Consider the following 16596-nt stretch of genomic DNA (forward strand, 5'->3'; position numbering starts at 1 on the left):
CCCCTCAGACCGAAAGGTGTGCGGGGACGCGCAGATGGCGGCGCACAACGTCGACGAAGAGCGGATCGCGCTTGGCAGCCCACACCGCGGTGACGTGGCCGATCGCCCAGATCGCGATCCCCACCAGCCAGAGGCGAAGCCCTAGGCCGACCGCGCCAGCGAGCGTCCCGTTCATGATGGCGATAGCCCGTGGGGCGCCGCCGAGCAGGATCGGCTCGGTCAGTGCCCGGTGAACGGGGACGGTATAGCCTGGGACGTCGCCGCCCTGATCGACAGCGCCCGTCATCAGACCAGCGCCCCGCCGCCGAACGAGAAGAACGACAGGAAGAAGCTCGACGCGGCGAAGGCAATCGAGAGACCAAACACGATCTGGATCAACCTGCGGAAGCCGCCGGAGGTATCGCCGAAGGCCAGCGTCAGGCCGGTAACGATGATGATGATCACCGCCATGATTTTCGCCACGGGACCTTCAATCGACTGCAGGATCTGTTGGAGAGGCTGTTCCCACGGCATCGACGAACCGGAAGCGTGAGCGGGGGCTGCCATCACCGCCGACAGAGTGGCGATGGAAACGGTCAAGACGAGATGATGGCGCGCGCGCCGCAGGCGTTGGATCACAGGCTTTCTCCTTCAGGTGCTGGGACGAACAAGCTCGAGCTGCCGTCGCCATCCGTGGTGGCCGGCGCGATGCGGTAGTCGCCGTCGAGACCGAGGCCTTCGACGCGCGAGAGTTCGGAGAGTCGCCGCGCGGATCCGCGACCGGAGAGGACGGCAACGAGGTCGATCGTTTCCGCGATCAATGCGCGCGGGACCGTGACGACTGCCTCCTGAATGAGCTGCTCCATGCGGCGCAGTGCGCCGATCGCGCTGCCGGCGTGGATGGTGCCGACCCCGCCAGGATGGCCGGTGCCCCAGGCCTTGAGCAGTTCGAGCGCTTCGGCGCCGCGCACTTCGCCAACGGGTATGCGATCGGGCCGCAGACGCAGCGAAGAGCGAACGAGATCGGAAAGTGAGGCAACGCCATCTTTTGTTCGCATCGCCACGAGGTTCGGCGCGGCGCATTGCAGTTCGCGGGTGTCTTCGATGAGGACGACGCGATCGGCGGTCTTCGCAACTTCGGCGAGCAACGCGTTTGTCAGCGTCGTCTTGCCGGTGGATGTCCCGCCGGCGACGAGGATGTTGGCGCGTGAGGAGACACTCCGGCGGAGTATCTCGGCCTGCGTCGCTGACATGATGCCGGCCGCGACGTAGTCGTCGAGCGTGAACACCGCGACAGCGGGCTTACGGATCGCGAATGCGGGGGCAGCGACGACGGGTGGCAGCAGGCCTTCGAACCGCTCGCCGGTTTCAGGCAACTCTGCGGATACCCGAGGAGCACCAGCATGAACCTCGGCTCCGACATGGTGCGCAACCAAGCGAACGATACGTTCGCCGTCCGCTGGTGACAGCCGCTCACCGGTATCGGAAAGTCCTTCGGAGAGTCGGTCGATCCAGAGGCGCCCATCGGGATTGAGCATCACCTCGACGATGCTGGCGTCATCAAGATAGCGCGCGATTGCAGGACCGAGCGCAGTGCGCAGCATCCTTGCGCCGCGCGCGAGGCCTTCCGAATTGTGGTGTGATGCTGTCATAGTGCCCCGTTTCTATCGGGGCCGATACAGTCCTTCCCCAGACGGGGATGATTAAAGGGGCCAGATTTCGGGGCGATTCAACAAAGATTCATCGACGTAGTAGTGTAGCGTGCAAATACAGGAGAACGGCGGTGTCGGACGCACGATACGCCAATACGCTCGCGGAGCTTGACCGGCTCTGCGCAAGCGTCTGATCCTCGCACAATGACCGCTCAATGCATTTGTTGTGGAGGTGATGGACATCCTCGATCGCGGAGATCATCCGGGGGGTGAGATCCTTCTTAATCGGGATCATGCACGGCGTTAGGCTGAACGGGACGGTACGTACGATAGCATCTTTGCAGCCATGAACCCCAGCCGAGTAGAGTAGCCTATGTTTCTTAGATCGGTTTTGGCCGCCGCCGCATTTGCTGCGGCGGTACTCCCCGCGGAATCGGTGTTCGCCGAGGGCGCCCGAAAAGCCAATCAAGGGCAACAGCGCGAGATCGGCAGCAAGGTAATTGAGAAGGCCAACGCCCTCCTTGACAGTTTAACACCGGCGCGGCGCAATGAAGCCCTCGTCGATTATAGATCACGGTGACGGACCGATCGGCGCGGAAAGAGATTTGTAGGCTTCCTCACCATTCAGCGCTGATTCAAGGCTATTTGACGCGCGATCGAACGCGGAAGAAACATCAACGCGTTTCGGGTAGCTCTGCACGGCTGAGCTTTTTGCGCACGCGCGCATGAATCTGGTCGACCCAAGCCAATCCCAATCGCCTGATGCGACCTTTCGGACACCTTAAGAGGAGAAAGTGTTCGATGCGAGACACCACAAAAAGCAGAAGGCGGATCCGAAGTGGCGGAGGCCAATGCGATAGTTGATTACTCATTGTTTTGGGTCTCCTTTGAGAAAATCTGCCACGGCTTTTTTTTGTTCGATGAATCTCAGGCGCTGGCACGCTATCCTGGCGTGCGCTTCGGCGGCCAGATCAACATGTTTGGAAGTGTCGGATAAAGGCGCAGACGCTCAAACGCCGCGGCTAAAGCCATCTCTCGGCGTCGAGCCGTCCAGCGGATATAATTTGCGATGAGCGCATAGGCGACAACGGGCAGCCTTTCGCCGCGTTGGACAAGGATAGCGATGCAACGTTCTAGTCCGTCATGGAGAGCACGCGTTGCAAAATAATGAAACGTGAACGGATCGCTGCGCGCTTTGGCAAAAGCGATCAGCATAGCGGCGATCAATCCGCAAGCATCGATCTCGCATTGAGAATCGCCGAAACAGCTGTCGACAAAAGCGATAATCTGAAAGCCCTTGGTCTGCTCGACTGAGGTCAGCGAAAAAGAACTACAAGAAGTTGCATCGGAAAGCGCCTGGATGCGTTCGGGAAGAGTCTTGAATTGTTCAGACATGAGGCGCCCCCATCAGCTAGTTAGAACAAAAGAGTTTTGTCTATTCAGATTGTTTCCTTTTCGTTTTGGTTGGCAGGCGACGACGCGGGGTATAGCAACGTCCGCGAGGCTATTGCGGACATGTCGGTGCTCGCGCCCGTGCGTCAACGTCGTCACCCGCCTTCTTGCGTGCTACTTCGAGCCGGTATTGCTTGTAGCAGCGTCGTTGCTGGTTGGCGTTCCGCCGATCTGGGGGATGCTGACCTCGACGCCGGTCGCGGCGACGAAGACCTTGAAGCCGATCAGCGCGACAGCAATCAGAAGATAGCCGCGTAGCACGCCCATCCAGACCTTCGTCATCAACGTCATATGCAGGGCAGGCAGCCGATTAAGCGGCGGCATGCGCCAGTTCCGGCGCTCGAGCATCGTCATCTTGGCGAAGCGGTGATCTTGATCGTTGCCATATGCGGCAGCGGGCACGTCATAACTACGCTTGCGTGCTGCGAACGAAAAGACGAACCCGCAAAGCCCCAGCAAAGAGCCGCCAATCAGTATTTTCAGAATTGTGCTGTCAGCCACATCTGGGAAGACGGTCGCCACGGTGAGGATGATCGAGAGCAACACAAGGGACCAGATTATTGCTCCGGTGAATACATTGAGCTTAGGACCGTTGGACCAGGGGCCGACAACCGCCTTGTCGTTGCAAAGGAGGAGCAGGAAGACCGTGGCACTTGGTAGCAGCACGCCAGCGAGAGCCTGCACGGCACTGACAAAGAGGCCCAGCAGCGCATCACTTGCGAAGGCAACAAGGCCTGCGGCAATGAATATGAGAATCCCGTAAGCAACGTAGAATCCGATGGCATCCGTGACTTTGCGATGCAATGAGTGCCTCACCCTGAGGACGTCGGCGATCGCATAAGACGTCGAGAGCGAGACGGCTGCTGCGCCGATGAGGCAAGCATCCAAAAGAGCGATTGCAAAAATCGTCGCCGAATATGGACCCACATATTTGTCCAGCGCCGTAAGCACCGCACCTGTATCCGTGAAATTGCCGAATTCCGGCCGTCCGGCAAACAATGCGGCACAGAACGCCATCATGGCAACGGCGCCGATTACTACCAGGAGGATCCCGAGGCAAAGATCGACTTTCTCGTAGCCGTTGAAGGCGGGCGTGATCCGCTTATCGACAACATAGCTTTGTTGGAAAAAGAGCTGCCAAGGTGCGACGGTCGTGCCAACGATGCCAATGACAAGCAGCATGACTGCCGCCATGTCGGAGTGAGCGGGCCATTGCGGCACGAGCAGTCCATGGGCGATCTCACCGATTGGTGGATGGATGGCGAGGAGCACAGGTATTAGCAACAGACTGCCAAAGACCAAAACCATCGCGAAGCGTTCAAACCGCTTGAAACTTCCGGTGCTGACGGCGGCCACTATGAGCACCGCCGCGACAATCAGTCCCGGAACTCTTGGCAAACCAAAATATTGGAGTGCGAATACGATGCCGATGAACTCGGTTACAATGGTTAGTCCGTTGAGAAGAACTAGGTCTATAAGGCTGAAGGCACCCCAGAACTTTCCGAAACGTTCGAATATCAGTCGTGCATGGCCAACGCCCGTCACAGCACCTAGCCGTGACACCATCTCCTGATTCACGTAAATCACCGGGATCAAGAGCATCAACGTCCACAGCAGAGAGGTGCCGTAGTTCTGACCTGCCTGCGTATAGGTTCCAAAAGCGCCGGCATCATTGTCGCCGACCATGACAATCAGTCCCGGGCCGACGATTGCCATCAAGGTCGCCAGCCTAGCCCGCCAAGTCTTTCGTACACCGGTGTCGTGCTGCCGGATGGTGCCGAACGCGCCGTGGATGTCGCCAATATGCGCGCTATCCAGGACAGCGGGCGCGCTTGAGGCCAATTCGATTTGTTCAAGCGATGTCGCAGAGGTATCGGACATTTCAAACTCCGTTGAGTTTTGCTCGTTTTTGGGTGAATTCACTGGATCAGAGCGAAGCGGTTGTTGGCTGGCCCCGCTGCGGCGGATGCTTTGCGACTGGGCAAGCTCCAGCCGTGTTGGGCGGAATGGCGAGCACGGCGAGCCCGACGTTGATTGCCCGTTGGACGAGATCGGCGGTGTGGCGCCCCCCTGGGAAAGCCACGACAAAGTCGGGTCGGCTGTCTGTCAGCATGAAATCGCTGCGCAGCCCTTCGGCCTTCTTGCCGTAAAACTCCCAATTTGGCGGGTAACGCACCACAGCGATCCCATGGCGACGCGCCCACGCCTCAGCGATGATGCCGACGCCTGCAATGCTGCCGTGGACCACAACGCTGATTGGCTTTCGCCAATGCAGTGCAGTTAGTTCGTGATGCACCATCTCGGCGTCCTCGAAGTGACGTCCTCCACAGACTAGGAGGCGCATGGCCGTGTCCTTTCGGGCTGCTCTTCGGGACACGGTGCTGGTGCGCGCGAGTTGGCGGTGATGCAGGGCGCAGGTACGCGATTTCCTTCCGAGCTGTCGTTGACCGGGGCGGGATCAGTCGTTCCCCGACGCGGCTTAGGAAGCTTTTCGGCAATGCCCATGCTTTCCACGCGGCGCCGCATCTCGGCCCAGACTTCGCTGGGTTCAATATTGAGTGCGTGCCACAGAACGACCAAGTGATAGAGAAGATCGGCACTTTCGCTGACCGTCTTTTGGGTCCGCTTCCTCACCGCCTCGAGAGCGACCTCGGCAGCCTCCTCGACAACCTTCTGCGAGATCTTCCGCAATCCGGCATTCATCAGCTCTGCCGTGCGAGCATGCTCCGTCAATGTCACATCATTCAGCGCGTTGTAGAGCTGCTCTAAATCGTTGGCGAAGATAGTATTCGCGCAAGTCGTATTAGTGCCTGCGGGGCGCGCAGGCAGCAAAGCCACCACTGCATTCATTAGTTAATCCCTTCGTTTGAACTTTGCTGCCAACAGCAGCGCTACGCTGCGCACGGCATTGCCGTGTGTCGCTATGATCAATCGTCAGGATTCTTCAGAGTGGCGGATGTCTCCAATTGCCAGCCCCCAATCAGCCGGCCATCGGATTCCTGATGCCAATGGGCAAGAAGCTTTGGTCTCGCCAAGTTGCGAGCGCCCAATTTCAAGCCGGGAAACACCCCGGCGAATTGAATATCATCATGGGCGACCACCGGTGGCGCCCGACGTGTGTCGATGTTGAGATGAGCGGCCATGGCCACCTCCGTCTGTTCAAGCAGTTGCTCGAACCCGGGTGGCCTGGACGGACGGTGCTCAGCGTCGAAGTGCTGGCGCAGTTACGTCGGCAGAACCGACCCGAGCGATGATGCAACCCAGCGGAGCGTCGATAGCAGGTGACTGACGCCTACTATCTCCCTCCGAGGGGTCGTTGCTAGATCGCGGGTTCATATGATCCTCTGCTGTGCCAATCCGGATCCAATTCACGACGAACTGGACCACGACGCGAACAACCCTGCCGGTCTTCACTTCGCGCGACATTCATATATACTCTGGGGGGTATATTACAACTATACCCGGGTATAGCGGAGGGACGCGATGGCGCATGCGGTGGCTGAGAAGCAGAAGCTGCTGAATAGGGTCCGACGCCTTCGAGGTCAGGTCGATGCGATTGAACGGGCCCTCATCGCGGATGAGAGTTGCGGCGACGTGATGCGGATAGTCACGGCCACGCGCGGTGCGATCAACGGAATCATGGCCGAAGTCGTCAATGGGCACATTCAAGCGCATATGGTCGATGCGAACCGCACGCCCACAGAAGCTGAACGTAATGCCGCGCTCGAATTAGTCGACGTTTTGCACACCTACATCAAGTGAACTGCGATGGCTCCACAAAAAACACCAGTCAATCAGCCTGCCCACGTCGATCCTATAGATCACGAGGCAAACTTGACGCATCGATACCCGCTCGGCACCCGTTCAAGGGAACTACTGACGTTCATCGATGGGCTATGGCGCCTCGTTAGGTCTGGAACGCTTCCCTTGCTGATCGGCATCCTCACTATCGGCATCTTCATCATCGACACCATAACCCCTTACGAGATATCCGCTGCGACGTTTTATGTGATTGTCGTTCTATTGTCGGCTCGCTTCAGCCACACGCGGGGCATGGGCACGGTCTCTGGAATATGCATCGCGTTGACGATCGCGAGCTACATCCTGACGCCGAGTGGAAGCTTCGGAACCGGAGTCGTCAACACCTCGATCAGCCTGCTGGCGATCGCGGCAACGACCTATCTCGCTGTCAAGATGGAGACCGCTCGTGTGGCGGCCGAACAGGCGCAGACCCGCCTTGCGCACGTCGCTCGGATCACGACTCTCGGCGAGATCGCTGCCTCAATCGCCCATGAGGTCAATCAGCCGCTCGCCGCAATCGTGACCAACGCCAATGCATGTACACGCTGGATTCACGGAGATCCCGCGAACCTAGAAAAAGCCGCGTCTTCGATAGATAGCATCGTCAGCGACGCAAACCGAGCAAGTGAAATCATCAAGCGCGTCCAAGCGCTGTCTATGCGTGCAGAACCAAAGAGGTCCTGGATTGAGATCAACGTCGTAATCAGAGAGGTGCTGGGGCTTTTGCAAAGCCGTTTCCGAGAAAGCCGAGTTTCCGTTTATACGAACCTGTCGAGTGATCTGCCCATGATCTTCGGTGATCGTATTCAACTTCAACAGGTTGCACTCAACCTTCTCGTGAACGCGATAGATGCGATGGGTACGCTGCAGAGCAGTGTTCGTGAGATTCGAATAAACTCCGCTAAATCAAGCGCGTCCGGCGTGATGATCACGATAGAAGACACGGGAGGCGGTATCGATCCTGGCTTCGTAAGGCATCTTTTCGATGCCTTTCACTCCACCAAGAGCGATGGCATGGGAATTGGACTTTCAATATGCCGATCAATTATTGAATCTCACGGCGGTAATATTTGGGCTGAGCCGACCAATCCGCGCGGCGCTACCTTTTGTTTTACTCTGCCTGGCGACAGGGAGAAAATACTATGAGACAGTCGAAACAGCCCGTCGTTGTGGGCGGCACGGTAGCCGTCGTCGACGATGATCTTTCCGTGCGTGAAGCGCTCAGAAATCTCCTGAGTTCTGTCGGACTTGATATTCACACCTTTGCGTCTACGCACGAGTTTTTGGCGTGGTCGATTCCTGATACGCCGATTTGCTTGGTATTGGACGTTAGAATGCCGGGTCAGAACGGCTTGGATTTCCAACAAGAGCTTTTCAGAACGCGTGTGGAGATCCCGGTCGTGTTCATTACGGCGCACGGGGATATCCCGATGTCGGTCCGGGCTATGAAGTTTGGCGCGATCGAATTTCTGACCAAGCCGTTTAGGGACCAAGACCTACTTGATGCGATCTATCTCGGTCTCCAGACTTCGCAAATCCGACGAAACGAGAAGACAATGACAGCTGATCTTCGCGCGCGGTACGATTCGCTTTCTGTTCGCGAGCGCCAAGTTATGGACATGATACTTGATGGAAAACTCACAAAGCAAATTGCTGCGAAGTTTGCACTCAGCGAAATCACGGTGAAGGTGTGTCGGGCGCAGATCATGCGGAAGATGGAGGCGGCATCCTTGCTTGAACTCGGGCGGATGTCCGAGAGATTGGAAAGAATAAGGGATTGAGAGGCAGTCGATTATTGCTGACTTCAATGCGGCCTTGGAGAGCAGCTTGGGCTCACGCAGGAGCGTGCGCGATCTGACGAGCTATTCTGCCTCGCCATCAACGTCCTCAGAAATCTCCTGATGAAGCTTCGGGCCCTTCGCGAGACGGCGGCCGAGAGCTGTGACAAACTGATCATAGCGTTCGCCAGCTTTGGCGCGCGCGGCCTGCGCAGCAGGTTCTGGCAAACTCGGTGTGGTGGTCACCCAGAAGCGCACGAAGACTGCGAGCATCTCGACCGATATTCCGATATCGCGCTCCATCCGCGACATGCGTCGGTCGAGCTGGTCGAGGCGTTTCGTGATGACGGCCTCCTGGCGTTCGGCGGCATCGGGTGAGAGGAATGACTCGATCGCCGCCTCCGCGACCAACGATCGCGAATGGTCGCGGCGCGCGGCGTGATCTGCGAGCCGGTTCATGACAGAGGGGTCGAGATAGACGGAGAGGCGTTGCTTGCGGGGTGGTTTCGTCACGGGCGTCTCACAGCTCCATGCCGTCACCGGGGTCGAGCGAGACCTGGCGCGCGACGCCCTGCATGAGCCGGTTCATACGGCTGGTGCGCACGGCATCGTCGTCAGACTCGTCCCGATCGGTATCGATCTCGAACGGGTTGTCGATTGGCACTTTCTTCTCGACGGGGTTCACCCGATTGAGTTCCGGTTGCTGGCGGCGTTCCGACTCGGTTGGATCTTCATCGGCGGGCTGCGCTAGCAAGGTGGCCTCGGCAATCTGTGGTCGGGCTGGCAACTGGTGCGTGGTCCAATCGTCGGGCTGTCCTTGCTGCGACGTTGTGAGCGCGGGCGGCGGCAGCAGGCGTTCCTTGAACCGAGCATCCTCGTAATAGCGCGCCTTCTTCGCACGAATCGGCGGCGTGCCCGCCGCCATGACGATCTCGTCGGTGGGAGGGAGCTGCATGATTTCGCCAGGTGTGAGCAGTGGCCGAGCTGTTTCCGAGCGCGAAACCATCAGATGGCCAAGCCAGGGGGACAGCCGGTGGCCGGCATAGTTCTTCATGGCCTTCATCTCGGTGGCGGTGCCGAGGGCGTCCGAAACGCGCTTGGCGGTACGCTCGTCGTTGGTCGCGAAGCTGACGCGCACATGGCAATTGTCGAGGATCGAATTGTTCGCCCCGTAGGCCTTTTCGATCTGGTTTAGGGATTGCGCGATCAGGAAGCTCTTCAGACCGTAGCCGGCCATGAAGGCCAGTGCTGACTCAAAGAAGTCGAGCCTCCCCAGCGCCGGAAACTCGTCCAACATCAGCAGGAGACGATGGCGTTCGCCCTTTGCTTGCAGATCCTCGGTCAGGCGTCGGCCGATTTGATTGAGGATCAGTCGGATAAGCGGTTTGGTGCGGTTGATGTCGGATGGTGGCACGACGAGATAGAGTGTTGCCGGGTATTTTCCGCCCACGATATCGGAGATCCGCCAGTCACAGCGCCGCGTCACTTCGGCGACGACGGGATCGCGATAGAGTCCCAGGAACGACATGGCGGTAGAGAGCACGCCTGAGCGTTCGTTGTCGGATTTGTTGAGGAGCTCGCGTGCGGCGCTGGCGATCACGGGATGCGGTCCGGCGTCGCCGAGATGCGCCGTCTTCATCATCGCATCGAGGGTGGATTCAATTGGTCGCTTCGGATCAGAGAGGAACGCCGCGACGCCGGCCAGAGTCTTGTCCTTTTCCGCATAGAGGACGTGGAGGATCGCGCCGACTAGCAGCGCATGGCTCGTCTTTTCCCAATGGTTCCGCTTGTCCAACGACCCTTCTGGGTCGACCAGGATGTCGGCGATGTTCTGGACGTCGCGAACCTCCCATTCGCCGCGGCGCACCTCGAGCAGAGGATTGTAGGCAGCGGATTTTGTGTTGGTCGGGTCAAAGAGCAGCACGCGGCCGTGCCTGGCGCGGAAGCCGGCGGTGAGCTGCCAGTTCTCGCCCTTGATGTCGTGAACAATCGCCGAGCCCGGCCAGGTCAACAGCGAGGGCACAACGAGGCCAACACCCTTGCCGCTTCGGGTGGGCGCGAAGCACAGAACATGTTCAGGCCCATCATGGCGCAGATAAGCGTGCTCGTAGCGTCCCAGCACGACACCATCGGGACCGAGAAGGCCGGCCGTCTCCACCTCCTTCTTCTCGGCCCAACGCGCCGAGCCATAGGTCTCGACCTTCTTGGCCTCGCGTGCACGCCAGACCGACATGCCGATGGCGACGGCGATCGAGATGAAGCCACCGGACGCCGCGATGAAAGCGCCTTCGACGAAGATCGCGGGTGCGTAGGCGTCGAAGCCGTACCACCACCAGAAGAAGGAGGGTGGCAGATAGAAAGGAAAGCCGAACAGCGTGAACCACGGCGCGCCCAACTCCGGCTGGAACGCCAATCGCCAAGCCACCCATTCCGTTGCGCCCCAAGTGGTGGCGAGGACGATCAGGAAAACGGTGAGGATCTGGCCCCATAGGATCTTCGTGGCGGACATTGGAACGGTCCTTTCGGAGAGAGGTTAGAGGCCGAGCCCTCGTTTGCGGCCAAAGCTCCAGTCGATGCCGCCATCATCGCGGGCGACGCCGGAAACATGCTTGCCGAGGTGCTTTTCCAGAGAGGGTGACCAGGGCACGAGTTGGAAGCCGAGGCCGTCGTCCAGCATGGCAAAGCGGCCGGAGGCGAGTGCCAAACGCTGGCGGTAGGTGCCGGCAACATACTCGCCGCTTCCCGCGCGATTGAACGGCTGGCCTGTTTCGGCGGAGAGTTTTTCGCCGGCCGCTTCCAGCTCGCGACGGCGCAGCGTGTCGATCAGCCCGCGATTGAAGGTGACACGCTGGCCGTGTCGCTCGCCGAAGCCCTGTCCGACCAGATGATCCGCGCGTCGATCCAGCGCCTGCCGTACCTCGGCGCCGAAGCCGGCCTCGGACAGGGCGGCAGGTTCGCGCGCGATGTTCTGCCGATCGAGCCAAGTCGCGCCGGTTGCCGTGACCTGACGATCGATATCGAGATCGGAGCGGACGGCGATTGCGACCCGGCGCTGTCCCTGTGCATCATCGAACGCACGCAACTCGACGATCGAACCCGCCGCGCTGTCACCGGCGGCTTCGAGATCGGGCAGCTTGATGTGATGGGTGCGGCCGTCGACGCCGTCGACCACGGCGTAGGCGGAGCCCTTCAGCTCGTCATCAAGACCGCGATCGACCAATCGGCCGATCACGGGCGCATCGAGGCTTTCGGCCGCGAGCACATAGCCCGCCGAGCCGCGTTCGATGCCGCGATCCGTCAAAGCCCGGTGCATGCGTTTGATGATGTCGCCGCGCTCGCCGAGTTCACGCAGAGTCGCCTCGGCCTTCGTGTCGATCGCCCATTGACCGGGGCCGACCTGCTCGGCGAGGCCGAGTGTTTCCAGCTTGCGGAGCCGTCCGACCTTCAGCGCATGAAATTCGTCGAGCCGGACGTTCGGATCGATCGCCGTCTCGATGACGCCCGTGGCATGGCCATCGCGGATAAGCTGGCGGTCAAGCTGCGTGAAGCGCTCGGCATCGACCTGGCGTTTCAGGCTGCGCTGGATGTCGAGGTCGGTGCGCGGCCCTAATTCCTGCGTGATGAGGTCACGCGCGCGGTCGCGCATTCCTTCCTTGATGTAGTCGCGTGAGATGACGAGGTCCTGCCCGTCGTCACGGACCCCGCGCACGATCAGGTGGACATGGGGATGCTCGGTGTTCCAGTGGTCGACCGCCACCCAATCGAGGCGGGTGTCGAGATCCTTTTCCATCTGCGTGACGAGATCGCGGGTGAAGGACCGCAGGTCGGCCATGTCGGGCGCATCGTCGGGCGAGACGATGAACCGGAAATGGTGGCGGTCGTCCTGGCACCGTTCCGCAAAGGCCTTCGGATCGGCGTCGTCGCCCCCGGGACCGAAGAGATGGGCCTTCTCCCCATCGCGGGTCACGCCTTCGCGGCGCAGATAATTGAGGTGGGTCGCGAGCGGCGCCGAGCGCGATGTCTGGCGCACGACGCGCGCCTTGATGACAGCGCCGCGCGTTCGCGCGGTGAGCAGCCGGTTCGCCTGGATGCTCGCACGCTGGCCCCGCCCGAAGCGCGAGCGGTTGCCGGACACGATCCGGCCGGAGCGTGAGACGCCGGCCCCGGCCTTCTTCGCCGCGGCGAGAGCCTGCGCGATGAAGGGACGAGCCTGCTGCGCACGGGTCGAGCGGATGCGGCCCGGCCGGATGCGGAAATCACTGTCGCCGGTCATGGCTGATGCCTCGCACATCGCGCCAAGCACAGGAAATCGCAGGAAAATCGGCGTAGTCGTGAGGTGCGGGGAAATCCCGCACATCGCGAAATCGCCTCATAACCTATTGAAAAACCACAACCGACCCAAGCCGCACCTCGCGGCCTTTTATCCTGCCATCGTCCGGTCGTGTTGCCTGCCTCTACCCTCAACGCACACCATGACGCGCTTGAGCACGCTATCGTGCGATCAGGAACCGGGCTGCTCATGGCGCATTCCTTTGGCCCGAACGCGGGACAAACAGCCCGCCCGACTGCGGCTCGATGGCGGAAACATCGCGCACGGACGATGTCGTCATCGCGGCATCGGAAGCGCGCTCGGCCGGTACGGGAACGGGTATCGATATGCGCTCAGCTTGCGCGATGAACAGCGGCGCGCGTGTCCAGGCGAGTGCATCGGCCGCGGCGGCCACGATCGGCCAAGTCGCATCGCCGCTGGTCACCGACGGCGCGACGATGGCGACATAGGCGCGCGTTTCCGCGGGCAGCGCCCGGCCCTTCAGCGAGTCCTCGTAACGACCAGGACCGGCATTGTAGGCCGCGATCCAGCCGGGCGATCCGTAGCGATCGAACAGCTCGCGGATGTAGCCGGCGCCGGCGATGATGTTGTCATGCGGATCATAAGGATCAGCGCCGAGACGGTGGCGAAGGCGCAAGCCTGCCCAAGTGGGCGGCATGATCTGCATCAGGCCCATCGCGCCCTTCGGCGAAAGGGCGCGTGGATCGCCTGCACTTTCGGCACGCATCACCGCCCTGATCCATGCGATCGGAACGCCGAAGCGCCGCGAAGCCTCGGCGATATGATCGCCATAGGGATCGCGTGGCGACGGTCGATCGGCGCCCAAGTCCTGCGCCATCGTGATCGCCGGCATGATGCTCGCGAGGCTAAGGCCGGAAAGGAGGAGGAGAGCCATGCGCCGGGCAGCGCAGCGCGGCCCGGACGCAATCGAACGGCTCCTCGGTTGACGAGAGCCAAGCATCGCTCAGTCCTTCTCGCCGCGATCGCGCGGACGCGACCAATGCAGCGACCAGGCCGAGCCGCCATCGTCGTCGCGGAACATGTTGGCGCGGATCGGGTGCGGGAATGTCGGATCGTCGATCAGCAGCGCGACGTATTCGCCGGCCTTCTCTCCGGAGCGTTTCCATCCGGCGCCGATCTCCGCGCCCGGCTCATTGTTCATGCCGTCGAAGACATGCACGCGATACTGCGGTGCGTTCTCAACCTCGGTCGGTTCGGCTGCGATGATTATGACGTCCTGGTTCAAAACCAGCGTCGTCAGATGCCCGACGAAGCCGGTCTCGTCGCGCGTGAATTCGCCAATCTGGGGCATGTCAGTCTCCTTCGCGGTGGGGATTGGGACAGCCATCGGCGAGCACCGCTCCCGCCGAATGGGAAGGCGGTCAGCGTGTCGGCGCACGCCATTCGAAGCGGCCGGTGCCGTCTTCATCGGTCCACAGTGGGACGGCACGGCCGATGATCTGGTCGGTCGAGATCAGGCCGAAGTAGCGGCCGTCGAGGCTGTCGCGGACCTGCCAGTTCATGAGGAAGACTTCGCCAGTCTGGACCCGGCGGCAGCCTTGCCAGACGGGAAGATCGCGGCCTGCGCGATCGCGCTCCAGTGCCGCACCGACCTCCACACCATCGACGGTGATAGTGAGGTTCGAACGGCAAACGGTCTGCCCGGAGACGGCGAGGATGCGCTTCATCAGCGGCACGCCCTTGGGCAGGTAGCCGCGCTCGGCGAGGAATGTCGCGAGCGGCTCGGGCGCATCGACCGCAACGAGATCGGTAACGTCGAGCGGCCCGTCGAAGTCGATCGAATAGAACCCGATGGGCGCGCTCGCCGATGCGTTCCAGATCAGCTTGATGGGCATCGGCGTGAGGCCGGGATAGCCGACGCTGAGCGCGGCGAGCGTCGTCGCCAGGAGAAGTCCGGCGCGGCTCACGACTCGGCCTTTCGGCGCAGCAGGAATGCGCGATGATGGTCGAGCGTGTAGGTGCGCGGCTCGTGTCCAGCAGCGAGCCGGTTGTGGACGTGACGCCAATGATCGGGCGAAACCGCTTCGGGATCGATGCCGATGCGCTCGATGGCGTCGATCGCCTGCAGCACGCGCTCGACCCTGGGCCAGCTCTCGACCTTCAGCAGGATTTCGCCGCCAGGACGAACGAAAGGCAGCGTCTGGTACGTCTCGCCGCGCGCAACCGAGCGCACGACGTCGATGCGCGAGATGATCGTTCCGAAGTCATTCGAGGCCCAGCGCACGAAGGCGAAGACCGCGCCGGGGCGAAAAGACAGGACACGCCGACGGCGATCGAGAATCTGTTCGTGGGCGTGCGTGCCGAAGCGGATCCAGTTCTCGATCTTCTTCTCAACCCAGGTCAGTTCGACATGGGTGAGATTGTCTTGGTGGCGTGCGGTCGGCGTCGGGCCGCCGCGCGCGCGGGGGGCCGCGGCGCCGGTCATGAGGGGTCTCCTTCGATGTGTGGGAATTCGCGCGCGAGCATCTCGCGCAGCATGTCGGCAACGGTAACGCCGCGCCGGAAGGCAGCGATCTTGATCCGTCCACGTAAGGCGGGCGTGACGTCGATCGTCATGCGGGCGGTGAAGGCTTCATCGTCCGGCGCGCGCGGCGCGGTGGCATCTGCGGCCTTGATCCAGGCCTCTTGATTGGTCGGACGTGCCGCAAAGCCGCGCCGTTCGGATCGCTCGCTCATGGTGAGATCCTTTCGAGCTCGGTGACGAGCGCCGCGATCTCGCGCGCGGCGGGTCCGTCGTCGTCGATCTCGAAAGCGAGCCGGCCCGATTGCGCGGCGTCGGCGTAGATGACGCGCTGTCCGATCGCCGTGCGCAGCACTGGCGGATCGTGGTCGGCGAGCGTCTCGGCCGTCTCGCGGGCGATCACGGTGCGCGCGCCGCAGCGATTGAGGACGAAGCGAGCGCGAAGCTCCGGCCGATAGATGCGCGCCTCCGACAGGAGCGCCAGCATCTCGGCCGAGGCCCAACCATCGAGCGGCGACGGCTGCACGGGGATCAGCACGAGGTCGGCGGCGAGCAGCGCGGATCGCATCAGCCCGGCGACGCGCGGCGGCCCGTCGATCACCACATGATCGACATCGCGCGCCAGCTCGGGCGCCTCACGGTGGAGCGTGTCGCGCGCCAGGCCGACGACGCCGAACAGGCGCGGCGCGTGCTCGCGGGCGCGTTGCTGCGACCAGTCGAGCGCCGAACCCTGGGGGTCCGCATCGACGAGCGTGACCCGCTTTCCCCTACCGGCCCATTCGCCGGCTAGGTGCAGCGCCAGCGTCGTCTTGCCGACGCCGCCCTTCTGGTTGAGGAAGGCCACGATCATCGGCGGCCTCCCGGGCGTGGACCGAAGGGAAGCTGCGGAGGGCCGGAGGTCCCGTTTCTCGCCGCGCCAGCGTTGGTAAGAGCGGCGCTGCTGGTGCGCCGCTTGCCAGCGGCGCTTAGCGCGTTCGCGGCCTGCCGGACGAGGTTGTCGGTGTGCCGTGTTCGGTGAATCGGCGCGGATGGAAAACTGAGTCGATGCAAGGATTTGAGTCCATGTGTTTGGTTCCATGTCTGTGAACTGACTCCGAAATGTGCGATGCTGGCGTACTGAGT

At 61.4% G+C, this 16596-nt stretch carries 21 protein-coding genes; 4 read left to right on the forward strand and 17 right to left on the reverse strand.

Features of this window, described 5'->3' with window-relative positions:
- Positions 1-4: 4 nt before the first annotated feature.
- From EH199_RS15330 to trbB, 3 genes are read right to left on the reverse strand one after another with little or no spacing between them, the layout of a single operon-like run.
- A complete protein-coding gene (locus EH199_RS15330) occupies positions 5-286 on the reverse strand; it encodes a VirB3 family type IV secretion system protein (RefSeq protein ID WP_006022585.1) in 282 nt (93 codons plus the stop codon).
- Complete coding sequence (locus EH199_RS15335; RefSeq protein WP_370449692.1) at positions 286-615, reverse strand: TrbC/VirB2 family protein; 330 nt, start codon at positions 613-615, stop codon at positions 286-288. The genes EH199_RS15330 and EH199_RS15335 overlap by 1 nt, the downstream gene beginning before the upstream one ends.
- Positions 615-1631 carry a P-type conjugative transfer ATPase TrbB gene (gene trbB, locus EH199_RS15340; RefSeq protein WP_024343194.1) on the reverse strand — a complete coding sequence of 339 codons (1017 nt, stop codon included), beginning with the start codon at positions 1629-1631 and terminating at the stop codon, positions 615-617. The genes EH199_RS15335 and trbB overlap by 1 nt, the downstream gene beginning before the upstream one ends.
- 391 nt (positions 1632-2022) lie before the next feature.
- On the opposite strand from trbB, the gene EH199_RS15345 reads away from it, so the two are divergent.
- Positions 2023-2211 (forward strand): hypothetical protein, encoded by a 189-nt coding sequence (locus EH199_RS15345; RefSeq protein ID WP_124810154.1) that lies wholly within the window; start codon positions 2023-2025, stop codon positions 2209-2211.
- Between the two features lie 362 nt (positions 2212-2573).
- Here the strand turns inward: EH199_RS15345 and EH199_RS15350 are convergent, their stop codons facing one another.
- The 5 genes from EH199_RS15350 to EH199_RS15370 form a co-directional block, all read right to left on the reverse strand.
- Positions 2574-3026 carry a hypothetical protein gene (locus tag EH199_RS15350; RefSeq protein ID WP_006022590.1) on the reverse strand — a complete coding sequence of 151 codons (453 nt, stop codon included), beginning with the start codon at positions 3024-3026 and terminating at the stop codon, positions 2574-2576.
- Positions 3027-3197: 171 nt separating this feature from the next.
- Positions 3198-4964 carry an NRAMP family divalent metal transporter gene (locus EH199_RS15355; RefSeq protein ID WP_006022591.1) on the reverse strand — a complete coding sequence of 589 codons (1767 nt, stop codon included), beginning with the start codon at positions 4962-4964 and terminating at the stop codon, positions 3198-3200.
- A gap of 46 nt (positions 4965-5010) precedes the next feature.
- Positions 5011-5382 (reverse strand): SLOG family protein, encoded by a 372-nt coding sequence (locus EH199_RS15360; RefSeq protein ID WP_242443339.1) that lies wholly within the window; start codon positions 5380-5382, stop codon positions 5011-5013.
- 32 nt (positions 5383-5414) lie between these two features.
- Complete coding sequence (hisE, locus tag EH199_RS15365) at positions 5415-5933, reverse strand: phosphoribosyl-ATP diphosphatase (protein ID WP_006022593.1); 519 nt, start codon at positions 5931-5933, stop codon at positions 5415-5417.
- A gap of 77 nt (positions 5934-6010) precedes the next feature.
- Entirely contained in the window at positions 6011-6226 is a 216-nt protein-coding gene (locus tag EH199_RS15370; protein WP_124810155.1) for a hypothetical protein, read from the reverse strand.
- Between the two features lie 340 nt (positions 6227-6566).
- Between EH199_RS15370 and EH199_RS15375 the strand changes: the two genes are divergently transcribed.
- From EH199_RS15375 to EH199_RS15385, 3 genes are all read left to right on the forward strand, one after another.
- A complete protein-coding gene (locus tag EH199_RS15375) occupies positions 6567-6845 on the forward strand; it encodes a metal/formaldehyde-sensitive transcriptional repressor (protein WP_006022595.1) in 279 nt (92 codons plus the stop codon).
- A 165-nt stretch (positions 6846-7010) separates the two neighbouring features.
- Complete coding sequence (locus EH199_RS15380) at positions 7011-8030, forward strand: sensor histidine kinase (RefSeq protein WP_197057830.1); 1020 nt, start codon at positions 7011-7013, stop codon at positions 8028-8030.
- The gene (locus EH199_RS15385) at positions 8027-8665 is read left to right on the forward strand and encodes a response regulator transcription factor (RefSeq protein ID WP_006022597.1); all 639 of its coding nucleotides are present in this window, start codon (positions 8027-8029) and stop codon (positions 8663-8665) included. The genes EH199_RS15380 and EH199_RS15385 overlap by 4 nt, the downstream gene beginning before the upstream one ends.
- Before the next feature lie 81 nt (positions 8666-8746).
- On the opposite strand, the gene EH199_RS15390 is transcribed toward EH199_RS15385, so the two are convergent.
- The 9 genes from EH199_RS15390 to parA all read right to left on the reverse strand — a co-directional run bounded on the left by EH199_RS15390 (position 8747) and on the right by parA (position 16324).
- Positions 8747-9175 carry a hypothetical protein gene (locus tag EH199_RS15390; RefSeq protein ID WP_006022598.1) on the reverse strand — a complete coding sequence of 143 codons (429 nt, stop codon included), beginning with the start codon at positions 9173-9175 and terminating at the stop codon, positions 8747-8749.
- Between the two features lie 7 nt (positions 9176-9182).
- The gene (locus EH199_RS15395; protein ID WP_006022599.1) at positions 9183-11171 is read right to left on the reverse strand and encodes a conjugal transfer protein TraG; all 1989 of its coding nucleotides are present in this window, start codon (positions 11169-11171) and stop codon (positions 9183-9185) included.
- A 24-nt stretch (positions 11172-11195) separates the two neighbouring features.
- Positions 11196-12935 carry a VirD2 family relaxase/mobilization nuclease gene (locus tag EH199_RS15400; protein ID WP_033965849.1) on the reverse strand — a complete coding sequence of 580 codons (1740 nt, stop codon included), beginning with the start codon at positions 12933-12935 and terminating at the stop codon, positions 11196-11198.
- Between the two features lie 244 nt (positions 12936-13179).
- Complete coding sequence (locus EH199_RS15405) at positions 13180-13887, reverse strand: lytic transglycosylase domain-containing protein (RefSeq protein WP_049707222.1); 708 nt, start codon at positions 13885-13887, stop codon at positions 13180-13182.
- Between the two features lie 69 nt (positions 13888-13956).
- On the reverse strand, positions 13957-14304 hold the full coding sequence (locus tag EH199_RS15410) for a DUF736 domain-containing protein (protein WP_006022602.1): 348 nt from the start codon (positions 14302-14304) through the stop codon (positions 13957-13959).
- A 70-nt stretch (positions 14305-14374) separates the two neighbouring features.
- Positions 14375-14920, reverse strand: coding sequence for a S26 family signal peptidase (locus EH199_RS15415; RefSeq protein ID WP_006022603.1), 546 nt, complete (start codon positions 14918-14920; stop codon positions 14375-14377).
- Entirely contained in the window at positions 14917-15438 is a 522-nt protein-coding gene (locus tag EH199_RS15420; RefSeq protein WP_006022604.1) for a DUF2840 domain-containing protein, read from the reverse strand. The genes EH199_RS15415 and EH199_RS15420 overlap by 4 nt, the downstream gene beginning before the upstream one ends.
- Positions 15435-15689, reverse strand: a complete 255-nt coding sequence (locus EH199_RS15425; RefSeq protein ID WP_006022605.1) for a hypothetical protein — start codon at positions 15687-15689, stop codon at positions 15435-15437. Before EH199_RS15425 ends, EH199_RS15420 begins: the two co-directional genes overlap by 4 nt.
- Positions 15686-16324, reverse strand: coding sequence for a ParA family partition ATPase (gene parA, locus EH199_RS15430; RefSeq protein ID WP_006022606.1), 639 nt, complete (start codon positions 16322-16324; stop codon positions 15686-15688). The genes EH199_RS15425 and parA overlap by 4 nt, the downstream gene beginning before the upstream one ends.
- Positions 16325-16596 lie beyond the last annotated feature (272 nt).

Origin of the sequence: Novosphingobium sp. LASN5T (genome assembly GCF_003856955.1) — a bacterium.
Classification (GTDB): domain Bacteria; phylum Pseudomonadota; class Alphaproteobacteria; order Sphingomonadales; family Sphingomonadaceae; genus Novosphingobium.